The organism is Parapedobacter pyrenivorans, from assembly GCF_014636865.1.
Lineage (GTDB): Bacteria > Bacteroidota > Bacteroidia > Sphingobacteriales > Sphingobacteriaceae > Parapedobacter > Parapedobacter pyrenivorans.
Genome location: NZ_BMER01000002.1, coordinates 328,605 through 344,556, shown reverse-complemented (window position 1 = coordinate 344,556; position 15,952 = coordinate 328,605). Strand labels below are relative to the sequence as shown.

The following is a 15,952-nucleotide window of genomic DNA, read 5'->3' as shown; positions in this document are numbered from 1 at the left end:
CTATGGGATGATTTTCAATTCTTTGGCTTTTCCGATGGCTTGGGTTCTGCTTTTTACGTCGAGCTTCTGAAAAAGGTTCGAAACGTGAGTCTTAACCGTGCTCAGGGAAACAAACAATTCGCTGGCCATATCCGCATTGCTATGTCCTCCCGCCAAGAGCTGGAGTACCTCGTACTCACGTCTGCTGATGCCCAGTCTTTTAATGGCGTTTTCATTGATCGAGAATGTTTTAGAATCAGATATCGAGACTTCCCGCTCTACGATGATCGTCTTCGGCTTGATTAGTTGATTAGCCACCCAGGCACCCAAGGTCAGGAAAAGAATGGCTAGGATGCCAATGTAGATATCGATGGCATTGTCGATGATCAGGAAATTCCATTGCAACCATTTCAGGAAAAAGACCAGTGTGGCTAATACGATTCCATATAAAAGGACACGTTGGAAGCGCTTGCTTAATTTTAGGGATTTCATTCTTCGATTTTCATCATGTTATTCTCACCCCATTTATCCATCAAAACCAAGATGTCCTTGAGCGAATGGCCAAGCTCGGTCAGTTCGTACTCAACTTTTGGCGGAACCTGTTGGTGAACGATCCGATTTACAAGTCCGTCGAGCTCCAGTTCTTTTAATTTTGAAATCATCATTCGCTCGGATATTCCAACCAATCTTTTCTTTAATTCGCTGTATCGTAGTTTTTTATCGTTAAGCAGAAAGGAAAGAATACTTATTTTCCACCTTCCGCCGATAACGGAAAGTGTAAACGCGATACCACAGTTTTCTGTCCAGTAAACCTCGTTGATGCTATTGGTCGAATTCGCTTTTCTTTCCATACTTACTTTTTTGTCAGTATCATACAATTTTGTAGGTTCTATTATAGCTGCAAGTTAATAAAGATATTTGTGCAGAAGAAAAAGAATAAAAAAAATGGAAATTATCAAACCGCTTGTTCATTGGATCAGCTATGCGTATTACCTTTATGTATTCGGGTATGCTTCGTTATTTAAAGTTTTTCAGAAAACCTCGATGATGCAGAGTATGCAGTCGCTGGGCTTCAATAAAACCTGGACTATTCTTATCGGCATCGGCGAATTAATAGGGGTGATACTGATTGTAGTTGGGGTTTTTAAACCACCGTTAAAAACGGTGGGAATATTATTGTTGTTTCCGTTTGCCATTGGGGCATTTGCGGCCCATATGGCCCACCGGGAATACCTTCATTTCTACGATTCACTGATCATGTGCGTCCTGTCGGTTATTTTGCTGGCAACCGATAAGGGCTTCAGGATCGCTTTTTGATATCGCCTAATTTTATTTATTCAATCCAGAATGTGGCACCGTCGACCGCCGGCAGAATATTTTCGCCTTTCGGCTTTATGATAATCACCGCTTCTCCATTATCCATGTTATGGATCTGCCCGTCGTTTGGTATAACGGCGAGGTTCCAGTAAAAGAATGTTGGTCCGATTTTTTTCGCTACCAGCAAGTGTTTTCCGTCGGGAGAGAAATCCGCATGGATTTCTCCGCCGCTGCTCTCCGTTACCTGCCTCAAATTGCTCCCGTCTATGTCCATCACGTAAATGTGGTTGCTGACCATCATGGCGAGCTGTGTACCTTGCCTATTTACCCTTAGGTTGCCCCATTGCGTGTATGGCATATCCTTTACCAACGAGAGGCTAGTATACGGAGGGTCGGATTTGGCGATATACCGGCCGTCCAACGTAAATAAAATGCTGTTGCCGGGAAGCCACAACACTTCATCACTGATTCCAAATGCTACGGCTTCCGATCCCACGTTCACCCCTTCCAAATGGGTCAGTACATTGCCGTCCATATCCGTGATGACGATGCCATTGTCAAACGTTGGGTGGTACATCACTTTCGTGTTATCAGGTGAGAGGAGCGCATTGACGTCGGTATCCCTACCGTATGGCGAGGCATAGTCGAATTCGTCGACGATGGCGCCGTCAGCATTGCGTGCCAACGTAATTTTAGCGACATCAAACACGCCGGCTTCCCGTTCACTGGTCAGTCTAAATTGCTCATCCCAGCTCATGTCCCAATTGTTGAAGCCGTACGTGTTGAATGTGAAATAGATGCTTTGTTGGTTTGTTTGCAAATCCAGCTGATATACATTCCCGGTAAAGGAATAAATGAGTTTCCCGGTTAGACCATTCACACCGTCGTCGCTATCCGGGCCACCATTATCGTTTTTAGCGCATGACAAAAATCCAAAAGCTGCAACAAAAGTAAATGCAATAGTTTTTATTTTCGTGTTCATAATACCTCCAGTTACACGAAAACAAAGGTAGCGGGCAGATTAGTTGCAGTCAATCCCCGAAAACAAGGAAATGAAAGCTAAAAGACGGTGGTGCCGGATCCGAGCATGCTTGTCTTGTTTTATATGGGCTTCGCATTATTTTTTTCGGTACTCGTCGATAATGGCCTGGCGACTTTCTTCTCCCATGCTTTCTGAATCAGAATCGTGATATTCCTGTTTAATATCACCCATGTAACCGGTATATCTTTTGATGTTCGCTATCCGTTGTTTCAGGTTTTGATCAATCGTATTTAAGTATTTTAACACTTCTGCAGCACTTTGTTGGTCATAGTCGCATCCCAATTGATTCATACAAGGCTTGCTAAACCATATCGAACTGGTATACTGCAGCAGGTGAGCTTGCTGATTCTGCTGGCAAAATTTCGCAAAGCACGCCACGCAGGGAACCTTCGTTCCCATTACATCTAGGATTTCCAACTCTTTAATTGCTTTATCCAATAAATTTGATTCGGCGTGTATTTCTGCAAGATTATCCGGAACGGTAATTGTCGCATCTTCCAATCGCCCAACGTCAGGATATTGGGTTCTGAGGCAATTTCTTAACGTGTATAGACGCACCAGTAATCTGGTCTTATACCTATTCCCGATGGCTGATTTCAGCATTTTACTTATTTCCTCATTGCTCTTATTGCTATTTATTGATTCTTCCAGTTTGCCGCCTATCGAACTGTCCGCCTTTAGCACCCTTTTCATTTGTTCGATAGCCCGCGCAACGGTCGTAGCTCGGTACTTTGACTTATGGTAATCCAGTAATTTTCGCTTTTTGTTTGGTGGAGCACCTAGCTCATCTCTCAGCATTTCCTGGGCCTGCTGGGTGTTTCCTCCAAAATGAATATGAAGTGATCCATCCTTTTTTCCTACGATCTGTTGCAGCTCCGGTCCAAACTGTTTTTTCCTTTTCTTCCTTTTTTCCGATCTAATTTTTTTTCCTTATCGTCTTCCTCCCTTTCATCATCTGCAATCGATCCTTCATCTATTACAGCGTTCCTTACAAAATTGGCGAAAAAGTTAAGTGGCTTCTGGGTATCGGTCATCGAGACTTCTGTTGTGGTTTCCATATCTCCAAAATCAGCAATGTTGTTGATGCCAACATTGAACCCATCCTTCCCTTCATCCTTCATTTTTCGTGCCTTAAAAATAATATTGGATCCATCTGTTTTTTGGTGTTGTTCAACGCCCTGGTCAACCTCAGCCATCCACCCCGTCATTTCTCCAACATTTGTCGATGAGGGCTCACTCCGTTTTCTTTTTTTACTTTCCCTTTTCGGTATTTTAGTGATTTTCTTAGTTTCTTTATCGTACGTGTAGTGTTCGTCGGAGTCCATGTAGCCATGTAGCTCCGTACCTCTTCCGTAGCATAGTCGCCAAGTTTAATGGCTTTAATATACACTTGTGAATTTTCTGTTTTACCTCTATGAAGTACCCGTTGAACAACATTTTCTATGTTTTGAACTTCCCCATCAAGTTTAGTCGCATCCCCTTTCAATTGTGCGGTAGGCTTTACTCGTCCCTGCTTCTGTTGTACCACGTGCCAGGCTTCGTGCGGAAGGTATTTTTCTTGCCCGGGTGCGATATGGATAGCTGTGCCTTGGGCAAATGCGTGCGCATGCAATTGGGTGGGCTTGTCCGAATTGTAATGCACGCTCACGTCATCCATGGCGTGACCCGATAGGTTTTCGATACCTGCTTTCAAGTCATTGGGCAATCCGGTATGGTTTGGAGTGCCTTGATCGGCCATCGTTTGCATTTGCGCTATTCCCTTAGCCTTCGGGCCACTGCCTGCCATTTGCTGTAGGTGCTTGTGGGTAGCCGTTTCTAACCTATGATCGGTAAACTGATATAATTGTGATCTGGCTTTTCCAGTGTTGCTGAAATTTTGCCTGATCAAGGCCTGTTCCTTTTGTTTTTCGGTCTGTATTTTCATGGGCGTTTGGGTAGTTGTTTCTTCGGTAGCCACGCATCTCAAAGATACACAATAGATGCTCTCCCCACAATCGAATTTATAATTTTGATATGCTATGATATCTCGTAAAATTAATTGGTATGGGCACGAGGACTTTGTCAACCATTTGCTTGCAGCGTTAAACTACTATGCTTAATTTTCGGAAATATGAGGTGTATGTTTAAAGTCCTCTATATTTACAGATAACGATGAAAAATCTTGTATTAATAACTGTTTTGGTCCTTACTTCCGGTATTATTACTGCCCAGTCGCTTAAGCCCGATTGGGTGATAGAGACCGGGCACGCCGCTTGGCGGGAACGCGATTCACAAGGCGAATTGGTCTACAATGATAAACTATGGATATTTGGTGGATGGTTTAATTCAGACGAAGCTCCGCCGCGTGACGTGTGGAGCTCTGCAGACGGGAGGGACTGGGAGCTGGTGGAGAGCTCGGCCCCCTGGATACACAGCGACCTTCCGATGTCGATTACGTTTAAGGATAAGATGTGGATAATGGGAGGGTGGTATAATGGTCGGTTGCCCGGCCATTCAGCCAGTAATAGGGTATGGTCTTCTACCGATGGCGCCAACTGGAAGCAAGAGACCGCCTCGGCGGGGTGGTCGCCCCGGCTTGCCGCGGCGATTGTGGAGTTTAAGGGGAAAATATGGATACTCGGCGGTATTGAAAATTACTATTTCGGGGATTCGACCAGCTTAAAGAATGACGTATGGTGTTCCGCAGACGGCGTACACTGGCAAGAGGCCACCGGCAATGCCGGATGGAAACCGCGAGCGTATCATCAGGCTGCCGTACTGAACGACAGAATCTACATTTTCGGTGGCGGAAACTACGTGCCGGAGCATTTTACCTATAATGATGTATGGTCTTCAGCCGATGGGGTTCATTGGGTGCAGGAGATTGTCGAAGCTCCCTGGCACGGACGCATTTGGTTCTCGTCGGTCGTATACCGTGGCCATATGTGGCTGATGGGCGGCTGGTCGGGAGACCCGTATACAAATTGGTCGGACGTTTGGTATAGCCGTGACGGAAAAACATGGACGGAGCTGAAAACCGAACATGTCTGGCGGGAACGGCACGAACATTCAGCCTATGTGTTCGAAGATAAAATATGGGTGGCCGGGGGGATGGTTCCTCCGTTGGTAAATGACGTCTGGTCGTTATATCTACCCGAAACATGGGAAACGCTAAATAATGTTCACAGGCGCTAATGCAAATTCAATGTTTTACGGTCATGTTTCCTACTGTCGATTAAGATAAATTCAGTACCTTTAGCCATTCATAATGCACGGGGTGCCCAAAAGGCTGAGATAATACCCGATACCTGATTTGGATAATGCCAACGTAGGGATGCAAGCTGGTTCAATTTCTCCGTGCGGTATGAACATAAAAAGTCATGCAATGGAAAAAGAAAAATCAGCAACCCATGTGATCGCAAAAGCGCAGTCTGGCTTATTGCATCAAGGACTAAAAAACTGGCAAGGTAGGAAAGAATGGTTTTTTAACCGCGAAAACACCGATACCTATGAGCTTTACTACGAAGGCCCTTATAAACGTGCCGAGAAGTGGCAGAAAAAAGTCTTGGAACAACTCGTATCCCAGGATAAGCGCGTCAACACACTGCTCGAATTTGGCTGTGGAACAACGCGTTTCACCCGCTGGTGGGCAGAAATAGGCATTGAGGCCACCGGAGGCGATATTTCGCCATTCATGCTATCGCAGGCAATGCACCGCTTCGGGGGGGATCTAGTCATGGCCGATTCCCACCATATGCCGTTCAAGGACCATAGTTTTGATGCATTGGCATTTGTCACCACCTTTGAGTATTACAAAGACCCGGTAAAAGTCATCAGAGAGGCCGCACGTGTCGGTAAATACGGCATTGTGATGGGGATGATGAATAAGATCACCCCCAAATTCATCCGCCGGCGAACCCAGCAGTTTTTTGGTAAAAATCCATTTTACGAAACAGCCCGTTTTTATACGCCGAAAACACTGATTGCCGTTATCGATGAGGCATTAAAGGGACGAAAATATACCGTCGAATGGACAACCACCGGTTTGCCGAAGTGGTTTCCTGTACAGCAATGGAATTTACCGGTGGGCGATTTTTTCGGTTTGTATGTTCAATTTAAGGATGTGGATTAAATGGACGGACAGCTTGGAAAAATCGCCCATACTTTTTTTGACCAGCTCGTCAAAACTCGGTTGGGAGCATCTCGTCAGGATGTCATAGCCGGTCCGCAATTTGGCGTCGACGTTTCATTAATCGATCTGTCCGAAGGCAATGCGCTGGTGTTAGCCAGCGATCCATTGTCTTTGATCCCCTCGCTGGGACTGGAAGAATCCGCTTGGCTGTCGGTACATTTGCTGGCAAACGATATAGCCACCACAGGTTTTGCACCCCAGTTCGGGCAATTCGTTTTGAATTTGCCTGCGGGCTTTTCTAAAGCAGATTTTGACGTGTATTGGGATTACATCCATCGCTTTTCCCAGGAAATCGGACTGGCCATAACTGGTGGCCATACCGGATTCGTTGAGGGGCAGAACTCCACGATTGCGGGCGGCGCCACGTTTGCCACCATTGCACCAAAAGAAAAGATCAAGCTTTCCAAAAACGCTCAGTTGGGTGATTCCATTTTAGTAACCAAGTCGGCAGCAGTTTCGGCTGTAGCGATCTTGGCGCGGAGTTTCCCTGTAACTGTTAAAAATAAGGCCGGCAACGAAATTTTTCATGCGGCAGCTGGATCTTTCGATCAGCTATCATCTTTAAAGGACGCTTTGCTGGCAGTCGGTTCCCAACAAGCTGCAGCCGATGTCTCAGCCATGCATGACGTGACCGAAGGAGGGATTCTTGGCGCAATCTACGAATTGGTTGTTGCCTCCGGCCTAGGCGCCAAAATTTACAATGAAAAGCTTCCCATCCATGACGTGCAGCAACAGGTTAGTCAGCTATTCGATTTAGACCCCAGGTATATCGTAGGGGCAGGCTCGATGATCATTTCGGTACCTCAAGCAAAGGCTATGTCCGTTATACAGCGGTTAGCAAGCGGAAATATACCTTGTGTCGAGGTAGGCCGCATAGGCAAGAAAGACGAAGGGATTAAATTGATTGAGGGTGGTACAGAAAAGGAGCTGATTTATCACGCGGAAGACCCCTATTGGGCCGCATTTTTTAACGCATTAAAATCCGGTTGGAAATGACAGCACAACGATTAGGATCGGGTCTTTACCTAGTTGTAGACCCATCCATGCCCGAGAAAATTTTACTGGATAAGTTAGGTCGCGTTTTGCATGAAAAGATCGTGGCCATTCAGATTTGGGATCATTTCCCTGAGGAACAGCATGCAACGGAGCTGATCGAAGCGATAAGTGAACGGGTAAAACCCGCTCATATCCCCGTATTTATCAATAACCGATGGGAATATTTGATTGATTCTTCACTGAGTGGCGTCCATTTTGACGAAATTCCGTCAGACTTCGAGTATATCAAAACTTCGATAGACAAGCCATTTTTAACCGGGCTGACCTGTACGAATGACCTATCGCAGATCCGTTGGGCTGCAGAAAAGAACATCGATTACCTATCCTTTTGTTCCATGTTTCCCTCTGCTACGGCAAACAGTTGTGAACTGGTGGATTTCGAGACTGTTCGATTGGGGCGGGCGATTTTTAAGAATCCCATTTTCCTTGCAGGGGGTATAACGCCGGAACATATCGAAGAGCTCAAGGGATTACCATATGATGGCATTGCTGTCATCTCCGGTGTGATGAGCGCGGCTGATCCCGCAGCGGCCATTCAAACATATTACGAAAAGCTATCGTCAAAATTATGAGAATAGAAACCATTGAAAAACTTTGTTGCCCGTTTGATAAAGCGGAATTAAGTCTCACTGTTATTCACCAAGATGACTCCGGAAATGTGACCGAAGGATTTTTGATATGCAGTGAATGTAAGCGGCTATATCCGATCATAACGGGAATTCCGATCATGAATCCCGATGAATACCGCGAATTTAAGTTTGAGCAACCTGTTTTAGACAAATGGCAATCGCACTTATCCGGTAAAACCATTGAAAACTTCAGGGTCGTAGACCCAGAAGATGGCAATGAATTACTACAGTAGGTGTTCAAGTCCGTTACTCATCTATAGCGAGTTGTTCCGCAAGCCCGATGAGCAACCCTTCCGGGCCCCGGATATAACATAGTCGATACGAAGTCTCATACTGAACCAGTTCTCCAACGAGCTGCGCACCGAATTTGCTGAGCCGGCCAAGTGTCTCTTCGATATTCTCCACGGTGAACATGACACGGAGGTAGCCGAGCGCATTTACCGGGGCATTGCGATGATCGGCAACAACGGGCGGGTCGAGAAAACGTGAGATCTCCAACCGGCTATGGCCATCGGGGGTTACCATCATGGCGATTTCGACGCGCTGGTTGCCCAGTCCGGTTACACGGCCCGCCCATTCCCCTTCTACCATGCCTCGCCCCTCGAGCTTCATGCCAAGTTCGGTAAAAAAGGAAATGGCCTCATCGAGGGATTCTACCACGATGCCCATATTATCCATTCGCAGTAATTTACTTTTTGTCATCGTCTGCTCTCCTTACCTTTAAGTTTATCCTATGTTTGAATGCTTATTTTCCTTGTGGCATGTTTGACGATCCATCGTGTATGTGGATTATCCGAAGTCGACCAATCCGTTAGGAGTGCAACTGCCGGGTCTCGATTCACTTTCAGCCAGTCCGTGAGGTGATTGGCCACCGATTTTTTCACGAATTTCACCTCGTCTTCTTTCAGCAATTCCAGGATGCTGAAAACCGGATCGGGATGCTGAATAAACGTATCCAGCTTGGGCGCCCACGGTAGCTTTGGCCGCAGGCCCTCGCTGGCCAATCTCCGCAGGTGAAAATCAGTTGACTGGGCCCATTCCCTGATCATAGCGAGCGATGCGTCCGGATATTTCCGGATATAAGGACGTATCGAATACTCGCCCGTATTGCGTTTTGTGATTTCGGCGATGGCATCCATGGATGCTTGGAAATCATCTATGCCATATTTCTCTACAAATTTCCCAATGGGCAATACCCAATAGTAATGGGTAAACATACCCGTTTCATTCGGATTGGGAGGTCCCAATATACGCAGCAATACGTTTACCGCTTCGATATACAGTTCGGGTAAATAATCGCGGAGTTTGTCTGCGATTACCTCCACGCGCTGCGTATAGCTTTTCCCATTCACTGAAATTTCAACATCCGCTATAAACGCGTCCGATGAAAACTCAGGAAATACCGGCTTAATTTTATCGGCTAGCAATGCGGCCAATTCTTCCCCGAATTTATCGGTGATACTATATGTCGTTCCCATAGCTGTTTAACACCTTTTCACACCGATAATCATACCGGTTGCCCAATGCTGCTTGACAATCCATAAGTCATCGCGGCTTTCCAACTGCTCGATGAATGCGAAGGCTTTCTCTGGATGCCCTTCCGGCCAGTTAGGCTGAGGTAGCATGTCGTCCACGATATACAGGCCACCGGGATGGAGCATCGCCAGCACCTCGTCCAATAGCAGGTATTTACCATGCCATGTATCCGCAAAGATGAAATCAAACGCTTGCCCTTCATTTTCGTGCACCCAATCCGCACCGTCAGACCGCACCAACGATAGTCGTTGATCATGGCCCAAGTATTTTCCGGCGATGGCCAATAACGCGTCATCGTGATCAAACGACACCAATGTGGATGCGTTATCCATACCGTCGAGTATCCATGCCGTGGAAAGCCCGCTGCCCGTACCCAGCTCCAGGAATCTTCCGGCAGGTTTGCTGGCTGCCAGCGTGCGCAGCAACGCACATGTCTGTATATCTGAAGGCATGGTAAATCCAAGCCGCTGCGTTTCTTCAACGATGGCCCCATATGCCTTTGGCAGGGGTTGATTTATTGCGTCATTCATGATACGTCAAACTTACACAAATTGTAGCTACTTTCACTTGTCCAGCCTTATTGCTAACTTAAGACAAACCATTTTACCTAATCAGAAATTATGGGAAACCGTAACACTCAAAACGCCTATTTTCCATCATTATAACCAGAAATGCTGGAAATCAATCGGAAATACCGGAAAGCTATCGGAAACATCGGAATTAACTAATGATTAAGTGTTTATGTGCTTTATGTTTGCATCAGAAATCAGTTCAAGCATGGATTCATAAACGAAGTAAATGTACGAAACGGATTTCAAAAACGAGAAAAAGTCGCGGCAGTCATTAGCCGGTTTGGGAAGCAGTTACTGGCTGCTGCGACAAACGCTCACACTTCCCAAAATTCAGAGGGCCCTCTGAAAACAATTGTAGCAACCTCCGCACGTGGCGTGCGGGGACCTACGGGATATTTACACTTAGCATTTTAATCATGTTACCGATATTTCTGGCTATGCTATTGGGCTTGCTATGCCCATCAGGCAACACTTCGAACAATGGACATCCCCCCGTCCAAATCACCAGCGGGGATCCTCCTCCTAGCGATCCCGGGGGAGATACTGGTCAAAATCCACCCCCTAAACCCCCTTCACCATAGTAGGAAGTATAAGGCAGCGTTGAGCTGCCTTATTTTTTTGATTTAATCAAAAGTTGTTTTCCCGTTTTAATTTTTACTAATTTCGAGTAAAATTATATCCTTTTGAAAACCTTAAGCTTATACATACCAATCATTATTATTGTTGGCTGCGCAAAAGAAAAAGAGCAAGAAGCTAAGCCTCTCAATCATAGCTACCGTGATCAGGCTTATGCCTACCTGTCTGAAAATAAAGCAGACAGCGCGTTCTTTTACTTCAATCTGGCAGCAGACCAATATCAGGATCAGGATTCGAAAGATAGTTTAAACGCCGCCAATTGCTTGATTCAGATGGCCATCATCTTGTCCAATCAGGGGGATTATTTTGGCAGCCAGGAGACCTCACTTCAAGCCACTGCTTTTTTAAATGAAAGCAATCCGGCACACCACTATTACCTGAGTAGCAATTTCAATAACCTTGGCATTTCAGCGCATAGGCTGAAAGATTATCAGCATGCATTACAATTCTACGAATCCGCCATTCGATTTTCAACAGATTCGGCGAGTACTCAAATGTACCTTAATAACAAAGCTAAGACCCTTCAACAAAAAAAGGACTATGCAACGGCATTGGAAATATACAAAAGGATCGTCGATGAAAGCGCCGAAAGCCCACGTGGATACGCCCGTGCACTTACCAACTACGCGATTACCAAATGGGCTCATGAACCTCGTTACGATGCCCGTCCAGACCTTTGGCGTGCCTTACATATCCGTCAGCGCGAAGACGATCTATGGGGCCAAAACTCCAGTTACACACATCTTGCGGATTACTATACCAATAAGCAGCCCGATTCTGCACTTTTTTACGCGCACAGAAGATATGCCGCAGCAAAAAAGCTGAAGAGTGGCGACGATTTAGTTCATGCCTTACAAAAGCTCATTCAACTGGAAAGATCCGACTCCGTTAAACGCTACTTCGAGGCCTACAAACAACTTAATGACAGCATACAGCTCGCCCGCAGTGCCGCCAAAAACCAGTTTGCACTTATTCGGTATGAGGTCGAAAAGAACAAGGCCGACAATTTGAGATTGCAGCATGAAAATGCCGAGAAAGCGTATCAGATCAATAGACAGCGGATCTTAACCACAGCGATTTCCTTATTGGGCCTCATCTTTTCCCTGGGCGGCATTTACTGGTATAAAAAACGGAAGCAGCGAATGGAACTCGAGGCACAGCACCGGCTTAAGGCATACCAGCTCAGCACTTCCAAAAAAATACATGATGTGGTAGCCAATGGAATATACCGGGTGATGGTCGAGCTCGAAAACCAACATACGATCGATAGGGAAGGGGTGTTAGATCGGTTGGAAGACATGTACGAAAAATCCCGCGATATCTCCTACGAGACCATAGACTTACCAATCGTGCAATACGACTTTCACGAGCGGGTAACCCAATTGCTCACCTCTTTCGCTACGGATTCCACGAAAGTAATCATCGCTGGCAACGATCCCGGCGTATGGGAGGGCGTACCACCAAAAGTAAAGCAAGAGTTAGCACATATCCTTCAGGAGCTCATGGTCAACATGCGCAAACACAGCCAAGCCAGTAACGTCGCCGTGCGCTTTGAGCGGTATGCCGACCAATTGCTGGTCCACTATACCGATAATGGTGTCGGCCTACCAGAAGGCATGGCGTATGGCAATGGACTTACAAATACGGGAAACCGTATAGAAAGCCTCCAAGGCGTTATTACCTTTGGCACAGCGGTTGAAAAGGGAATGAAAATCCAAATCTCCTTTCCCGTTTTTTAAATTCTTAGCGGATGTTCAAAAAAGTATTGATTGCCGAGGATCACGAGATCGCCAACATCTCAGTGCAAAAGACACTGGAAGAACTTGGCATTACAGAAAATAAATATGTCTATTACTGCGATCACGCATTATCCTGGATACGAAATGCCCTTCGGAGCGGAGCGCCCTATGAGTTGCTTATCACCGATTTATATTTCGAAGATGACCATAATGAACAACAGCTCTCCGGCGGTGTCGAGCTTATTAAAGCTGTTCGGGAGTTGCAACCCGGTCTCAAAGTGATTGTTTTCTCCGCTGAGAATAGACCAGCCATCATCGATGATCTTTTTAAAACCCTGGCCATCGATGGCTACGTACGCAAAGCCAGGCGCGATGCACAGCATCTCAAGGAAGCGTTGCAGGCGGTTTGTGGCCATAAAACCTACCTTTCTCCCGGTTTGAAACAAACCGGCAAAGGACATAATTCTCATGAGTTCAGTAGCTTTGACGTTACCATTATTTCCCTCTTGTCGCAGGGTATCCTTCAAAAAGATATCCCTTATTATTTACAACAAAAAGGCATTAAGCCGTCAGGGCTCAGCAGTGTCGAAAAGCGCCTCAATCTCATGAAAGAAGTGCTGGGCTTTTCCAAGAATGAGCAACTTATCGCTTATTGCAAAGATATCGGTGTTATTTAGGTTGTTTATCCTATTACGGTTTCCCGTAAGGAAAATAGCGCATAGGTAGCTACTTTTGAGCTGCTGAAACCAATATGAATTATACAAAGCAAAAATATTATGTAAGCGTCGGGATAAACGGCGACTACGAAGTGCACCACGAGCATTGTACAGTTATTCCAGCGCTCGACACTTGTAAGCTGCTGGGTGAGTACTACTCCTGTATCGTGGCAGTGGCAGAGGCCATAAAAATCTATCCAATAGCAAATGGCTGTAAAACATGCTCCCCAAAATGTCATATCGGATAGTGAGGTATGCCGCCGATAATCTATATTTGTGGCTATATCAAAAAAATCCAGATTAATGAGTAAAAGCGAAGTAACACGCCGTGAAATGCTGCATACATCAGGTATAGCGCTTGCGGCTAGCGGACTCATGGCAATGGCACCCATTTTTTCAAAAGGGCAACAGCCAGCTGTTGTTTCGGAAAAAAGAAACCATCCATTCCGGCTGAGCCTCAATACTTCTACTATACGGGGGTATCAACTTCCGGTCGAAGAGCAGGTAGATCTCTGCGCAGCCGCGGGCTTTGATGGGATAGAACTGTGGGTAAGCGATGTAGAGGCATATATAAAGCGGGGAGGAACCGCAGAAGCGTTAGGCCATCGGATCAAACAGCATGGTTTGGTGCTCGAAAATATGATTTCTTTTTCAACGTGGATAGCAGACGACCCTGCTCGAAGAGCAGAAGGAATACAAAAGATGCGTCAGGATATGGAGTTGACCGCTCATTTGGGTGGGGGCCATATAGCGGCCCCGGTTCAGGGGGTGTCAGTCATCGAGAAACACCAATTACCCACATACAGTGAGCGTTATCGCGCCATCCTCGAAGAAGGTGTCCAAATTGGTGTTATTCCTGTTTTGGAATTGTGGGGAGGAGGGGCGCTAAATCAGCTTTCCGATACTATAGCCATCACTACAGGTGCAGCCCATCGCAAGGCATCGATGCTGCTCGATTTTTACCATCTTTACAGAGGCGGTAATTCTTTCGATTCGCTTTGGCAAATCAATGGAGGAATCCTACCGGTGTTCCATATCAATGATTATCCCACATCTATCCCGCGTGAAGAGCTGAAAGACGCAGATCGGGTATTTCCCGGTGATGGCTCTTGTCCATTTGACAAGGTACTGCCGATTTTATATGAAACAGGGTTCCATGGGGCATTTTCCATCGAACTTTTTAACGAAATCTATTGGAATTCCATGGATGTAACAACACTCTTGAAGAAAAGTTGCCAAAAAACTGCCGCTACCTTAACCAACCTATATGATGCTCACGCTTAAGTAAAAATAAAGCGATTACACCACTAAAACCAACGATTGCCAATACGGTTAAACCTGCGATATCGTTGTCCCACTTTTGGTCTGCCCAGTTTTTTAAATTTGGTGCGACAAAGCCGCCCAAATTACCTATAGATCCGATCAAGGCCGTGCCCACTGCAGCTGCACGACCCGATAAATACTGAGTAGGTAAATTCCAAAACAAAGGCTGTACGATAATAAAACCGACAACCGCGAGTGAAATCATGAGCATAAACTGAAAGATGTGTGTCGTTTGTGTTGAAAGACCAATGCCTACAACAGCGCATGACAGCATTAAAATCGCCATGCTATTCCAGTTGGCTTTTTTATCAGCGATTCGGGTAATGACGGGTAATAAAATCACGGTACAGATCCAAGGTATAGCACTGTAATATCCGACCGTTAAGCCGACATGTATATTTAGTAAGTCAGCCAATTTACTTGGTAAGTAAAACAAAACACCATAGACACTCATTTGAATGGTGAAATAAATAAACACGAAACGCCAAACGCGCCAATCGGTAAATACACGTTGATTGTTTGAATTTTCTGTTTGATTTTGTATCGACCGGTCTTTTGCCAAAGCCTGATTTAATAATTGTTTCTCAGGCTGTGTTAACCACTTAGCCTGATCGGGTTTACTGACTAAAACAAAAAACGCGATGATTCCAACCAACACGGTCAGGACCCCCTGTACAATAAACATCCATTGCCAATTCGTAAAACCGAATGAATAACTGGAATCCAGTAACCAACCCGAAAATGGGCCGCCAAGCATCAATGCGATAGGCACACCGAGGTAATACCAACCATAGGCCTGTCCTCGATATGTTTTAGGAAACCAATAAGTTAAGAAAAGAATAACCCCAGGCGAAAAACCAGCTTCTGCCGCACCCAGTAAAAACCGCAAGATATAAAAGCTCATCGGATCGTGCACAAAAATCATGGCAACGGAGACCAAGCCCCACGTCACCATAATACGGCTTAGCCATATACGTGCGCCAACTTTATGCAAAAGCAAATTGCTTGGAACTTCAAACAAGGCGTATCCAATAAAAAATATACCTGCACCAAGCGCATATGCAGAAGCACTGATTCCGGCGTCGACCTCAAGATAATGCTTCACAAAACCAACGTTAGAACGGTCTAGCATTGACAAGGCGAACATCAACACAATTAACGGCAATAAGCGAAACTGTACTTTTCGAATCACATTTGCTAGTTGCGAATGTGCTAAGGGCATCTTTTCCTTCATCG

19 protein-coding genes and 1 riboswitch are annotated in these 15,952 nt (G+C 45.7%); of the genes, 9 read left to right on the top strand and 10 right to left on the bottom strand.

The genetic code is table 11. The annotated features are described in order from the left end of the window. The gene (locus tag IEV98_RS13325; protein WP_188506498.1) at positions 1 to 471 is read right to left on the bottom strand and encodes a response regulator transcription factor; all 471 of its coding nucleotides are present in this window, start codon (positions 469 to 471) and stop codon (positions 1 to 3) included. Next, positions 468 to 830, bottom strand: a complete 363-nt coding sequence (locus tag IEV98_RS13320) for a winged helix-turn-helix transcriptional regulator (RefSeq protein WP_188506497.1) — start codon at positions 828 to 830, stop codon at positions 468 to 470. The genes IEV98_RS13325 and IEV98_RS13320 overlap by 4 nt, the downstream gene beginning before the upstream one ends. A 94-nt stretch (positions 831 to 924) precedes the next feature. Here IEV98_RS13320 and IEV98_RS13315 point away from each other — a divergent pair, with 94 nt between their 5' ends. Then, positions 925 to 1,296 carry a DoxX family protein gene (locus IEV98_RS13315; protein ID WP_188506496.1) on the top strand — a complete coding sequence of 124 codons (372 nt, stop codon included), beginning with the start codon at positions 925 to 927 and terminating at the stop codon, positions 1,294 to 1,296. A gap of 16 nt (positions 1,297 to 1,312) precedes the next feature. Here the strand turns inward: IEV98_RS13315 and IEV98_RS13310 are convergent, their stop codons facing one another. From IEV98_RS13310 to IEV98_RS13295, 4 genes are all read right to left on the bottom strand, one after another. Next, a complete protein-coding gene (locus IEV98_RS13310) occupies positions 1,313 to 2,278 on the bottom strand; it encodes a TolB family protein (RefSeq protein ID WP_188506495.1) in 966 nt (321 codons plus the stop codon). A gap of 135 nt (positions 2,279 to 2,413) precedes the next feature. Beyond that, complete coding sequence (locus IEV98_RS13305) at positions 2,414 to 2,839, bottom strand: hypothetical protein (protein WP_188506494.1); 426 nt, start codon at positions 2,837 to 2,839, stop codon at positions 2,414 to 2,416. Positions 2,840 to 3,195: 356 nt separating this feature from the next. Beyond that, the gene (locus IEV98_RS13300; RefSeq protein WP_188506493.1) at positions 3,196 to 3,534 is read right to left on the bottom strand and encodes a hypothetical protein; all 339 of its coding nucleotides are present in this window, start codon (positions 3,532 to 3,534) and stop codon (positions 3,196 to 3,198) included. An 8-nt stretch (positions 3,535 to 3,542) separates the two neighbouring features. Further along, entirely contained in the window at positions 3,543 to 4,262 is a 720-nt protein-coding gene (locus IEV98_RS13295) for an eCIS core domain-containing protein (protein WP_188506492.1), read from the bottom strand. A 227-nt stretch (positions 4,263 to 4,489) separates the two neighbouring features. On the opposite strand from IEV98_RS13295, the gene IEV98_RS13290 reads away from it, so the two are divergent. The 5 genes from IEV98_RS13290 (at position 4,490) to IEV98_RS13270 (ending at position 8,427) form a co-directional block, all read left to right on the top strand. After that, positions 4,490 to 5,512, top strand: coding sequence for a Kelch repeat-containing protein (locus IEV98_RS13290; RefSeq protein ID WP_188506491.1), 1,023 nt, complete (start codon positions 4,490 to 4,492; stop codon positions 5,510 to 5,512). A gap of 68 nt (positions 5,513 to 5,580) precedes the next feature. Next, a riboswitch (TPP riboswitch) is annotated at positions 5,581 to 5,669 on the top strand. 33 nt (positions 5,670 to 5,702) lie between these two features. Beyond that, positions 5,703 to 6,449, top strand: coding sequence for a class I SAM-dependent methyltransferase (locus IEV98_RS13285; protein WP_188506490.1), 747 nt, complete (start codon positions 5,703 to 5,705; stop codon positions 6,447 to 6,449). Further along, positions 6,450 to 7,505: an AIR synthase-related protein gene (locus IEV98_RS13280; RefSeq protein ID WP_188506489.1), complete on the top strand. Its 1,056-nt coding sequence runs from the start codon at positions 6,450 to 6,452 to the stop codon at positions 7,503 to 7,505. Next, positions 7,502 to 8,137, top strand: coding sequence for a thiamine phosphate synthase (locus IEV98_RS13275; RefSeq protein ID WP_188506488.1), 636 nt, complete (start codon positions 7,502 to 7,504; stop codon positions 8,135 to 8,137). The genes IEV98_RS13280 and IEV98_RS13275 overlap by 4 nt, the downstream gene beginning before the upstream one ends. Continuing rightward, positions 8,134 to 8,427, top strand: coding sequence for a Trm112 family protein (locus IEV98_RS13270; protein WP_188506487.1), 294 nt, complete (start codon positions 8,134 to 8,136; stop codon positions 8,425 to 8,427). The genes IEV98_RS13275 and IEV98_RS13270 overlap by 4 nt, the downstream gene beginning before the upstream one ends. 13 nt (positions 8,428 to 8,440) lie before the next feature. Here the strand turns inward: IEV98_RS13270 and IEV98_RS13265 are convergent, their stop codons facing one another. The 3 genes from IEV98_RS13265 to IEV98_RS13255 are packed head-to-tail and all read right to left on the bottom strand — an operon-like array spanning position 8,441 to position 10,260. Further along, positions 8,441 to 8,896: a VOC family protein gene (locus IEV98_RS13265; protein WP_188506486.1), complete on the bottom strand. Its 456-nt coding sequence runs from the start codon at positions 8,894 to 8,896 to the stop codon at positions 8,441 to 8,443. 29 nt (positions 8,897 to 8,925) lie between these two features. Then, positions 8,926 to 9,672, bottom strand: coding sequence for a DNA alkylation repair protein (locus IEV98_RS13260; protein ID WP_188506485.1), 747 nt, complete (start codon positions 9,670 to 9,672; stop codon positions 8,926 to 8,928). Positions 9,673 to 9,678: 6 nt separating this feature from the next. Beyond that, a complete protein-coding gene (locus tag IEV98_RS13255; RefSeq protein WP_188506484.1) occupies positions 9,679 to 10,260 on the bottom strand; it encodes an O-methyltransferase in 582 nt (193 codons plus the stop codon). 725 nt (positions 10,261 to 10,985) lie between these two features. On the opposite strand from IEV98_RS13255, the gene IEV98_RS13250 reads away from it, so the two are divergent. The 3 genes from IEV98_RS13250 to IEV98_RS13240 all read left to right on the top strand — a co-directional run bounded on the left by IEV98_RS13250 (position 10,986) and on the right by IEV98_RS13240 (position 14,677). Beyond that, positions 10,986 to 12,677 carry a tetratricopeptide repeat-containing sensor histidine kinase gene (locus IEV98_RS13250; RefSeq protein WP_188506483.1) on the top strand — a complete coding sequence of 564 codons (1,692 nt, stop codon included), beginning with the start codon at positions 10,986 to 10,988 and terminating at the stop codon, positions 12,675 to 12,677. Between the two features lie 11 nt (positions 12,678 to 12,688). Further along, entirely contained in the window at positions 12,689 to 13,354 is a 666-nt protein-coding gene (locus tag IEV98_RS13245; protein ID WP_188506482.1) for a response regulator, read from the top strand. Between the two features lie 342 nt (positions 13,355 to 13,696). Beyond that, positions 13,697 to 14,677 carry a sugar phosphate isomerase/epimerase family protein gene (locus tag IEV98_RS13240; RefSeq protein WP_188506481.1) on the top strand — a complete coding sequence of 327 codons (981 nt, stop codon included), beginning with the start codon at positions 13,697 to 13,699 and terminating at the stop codon, positions 14,675 to 14,677. Here the strand turns inward: IEV98_RS13240 and IEV98_RS13235 are convergent. Next, the gene (locus tag IEV98_RS13235) at positions 14,643 to 15,950 is read right to left on the bottom strand and encodes an MFS transporter (protein WP_229738741.1); all 1,308 of its coding nucleotides are present in this window, start codon (positions 15,948 to 15,950) and stop codon (positions 14,643 to 14,645) included. The two genes, IEV98_RS13240 and IEV98_RS13235, sit on opposite strands and share 35 nt — an antisense overlap. Positions 15,951 to 15,952: the final 2 nt, after the last annotated feature.

Bases quoted from the DNA above. Each gene is read 5' to 3' on its own strand.
- IEV98_RS13265 (WP_188506486.1), bottom strand. From the start codon at position 8,896: ATGACAAAAAGTAAATTACTGCGAATGGATAATATGGGCATCGTGGTA.
- IEV98_RS13290 (WP_188506491.1), top strand. From the start codon at position 4,490: ATGAAAAATCTTGTATTAATAACTGTTTTGGTCCTTACTTCCGGTATT.
- IEV98_RS13245 (WP_188506482.1), top strand. From the start codon at position 12,689: ATGTTCAAAAAAGTATTGATTGCCGAGGATCACGAGATCGCCAACATC.
- IEV98_RS13255 (WP_188506484.1), bottom strand. From the start codon at position 10,260: ATGAATGACGCAATAAATCAACCCCTGCCAAAGGCATATGGGGCCATC.
- IEV98_RS13285 (WP_188506490.1), top strand. From the start codon at position 5,703: ATGGAAAAAGAAAAATCAGCAACCCATGTGATCGCAAAAGCGCAGTCT.
- IEV98_RS13240 (WP_188506481.1), top strand. From the start codon at position 13,697: ATGAGTAAAAGCGAAGTAACACGCCGTGAAATGCTGCATACATCAGGT.
- IEV98_RS13280 (WP_188506489.1), top strand. From the start codon at position 6,450: ATGGACGGACAGCTTGGAAAAATCGCCCATACTTTTTTTGACCAGCTC.
- IEV98_RS13325 (WP_188506498.1), bottom strand. From the start codon at position 471: ATGAAATCCCTAAAATTAAGCAAGCGCTTCCAACGTGTCCTTTTATAT.
- IEV98_RS13295 (WP_188506492.1), bottom strand. From the start codon at position 4,262: ATGAAAATACAGACCGAAAAACAAAAGGAACAGGCCTTGATCAGGCAA.
- IEV98_RS13315 (WP_188506496.1), top strand. From the start codon at position 925: ATGGAAATTATCAAACCGCTTGTTCATTGGATCAGCTATGCGTATTAC.
- IEV98_RS13260 (WP_188506485.1), bottom strand. From the start codon at position 9,672: ATGGGAACGACATATAGTATCACCGATAAATTCGGGGAAGAATTGGCC.
- IEV98_RS13310 (WP_188506495.1), bottom strand. From the start codon at position 2,278: ATGAACACGAAAATAAAAACTATTGCATTTACTTTTGTTGCAGCTTTT.
- IEV98_RS13235 (WP_229738741.1), bottom strand. From the start codon at position 15,950: ATGAAGGAAAAGATGCCCTTAGCACATTCGCAACTAGCAAATGTGATT.
- IEV98_RS13320 (WP_188506497.1), bottom strand. From the start codon at position 830: ATGGAAAGAAAAGCGAATTCGACCAATAGCATCAACGAGGTTTACTGG.
- IEV98_RS13275 (WP_188506488.1), top strand. From the start codon at position 7,502: ATGACAGCACAACGATTAGGATCGGGTCTTTACCTAGTTGTAGACCCA.
- IEV98_RS13300 (WP_188506493.1), bottom strand. From the start codon at position 3,534: ATGGCTGAGGTTGACCAGGGCGTTGAACAACACCAAAAAACAGATGGA.
- IEV98_RS13270 (WP_188506487.1), top strand. From the start codon at position 8,134: ATGAGAATAGAAACCATTGAAAAACTTTGTTGCCCGTTTGATAAAGCG.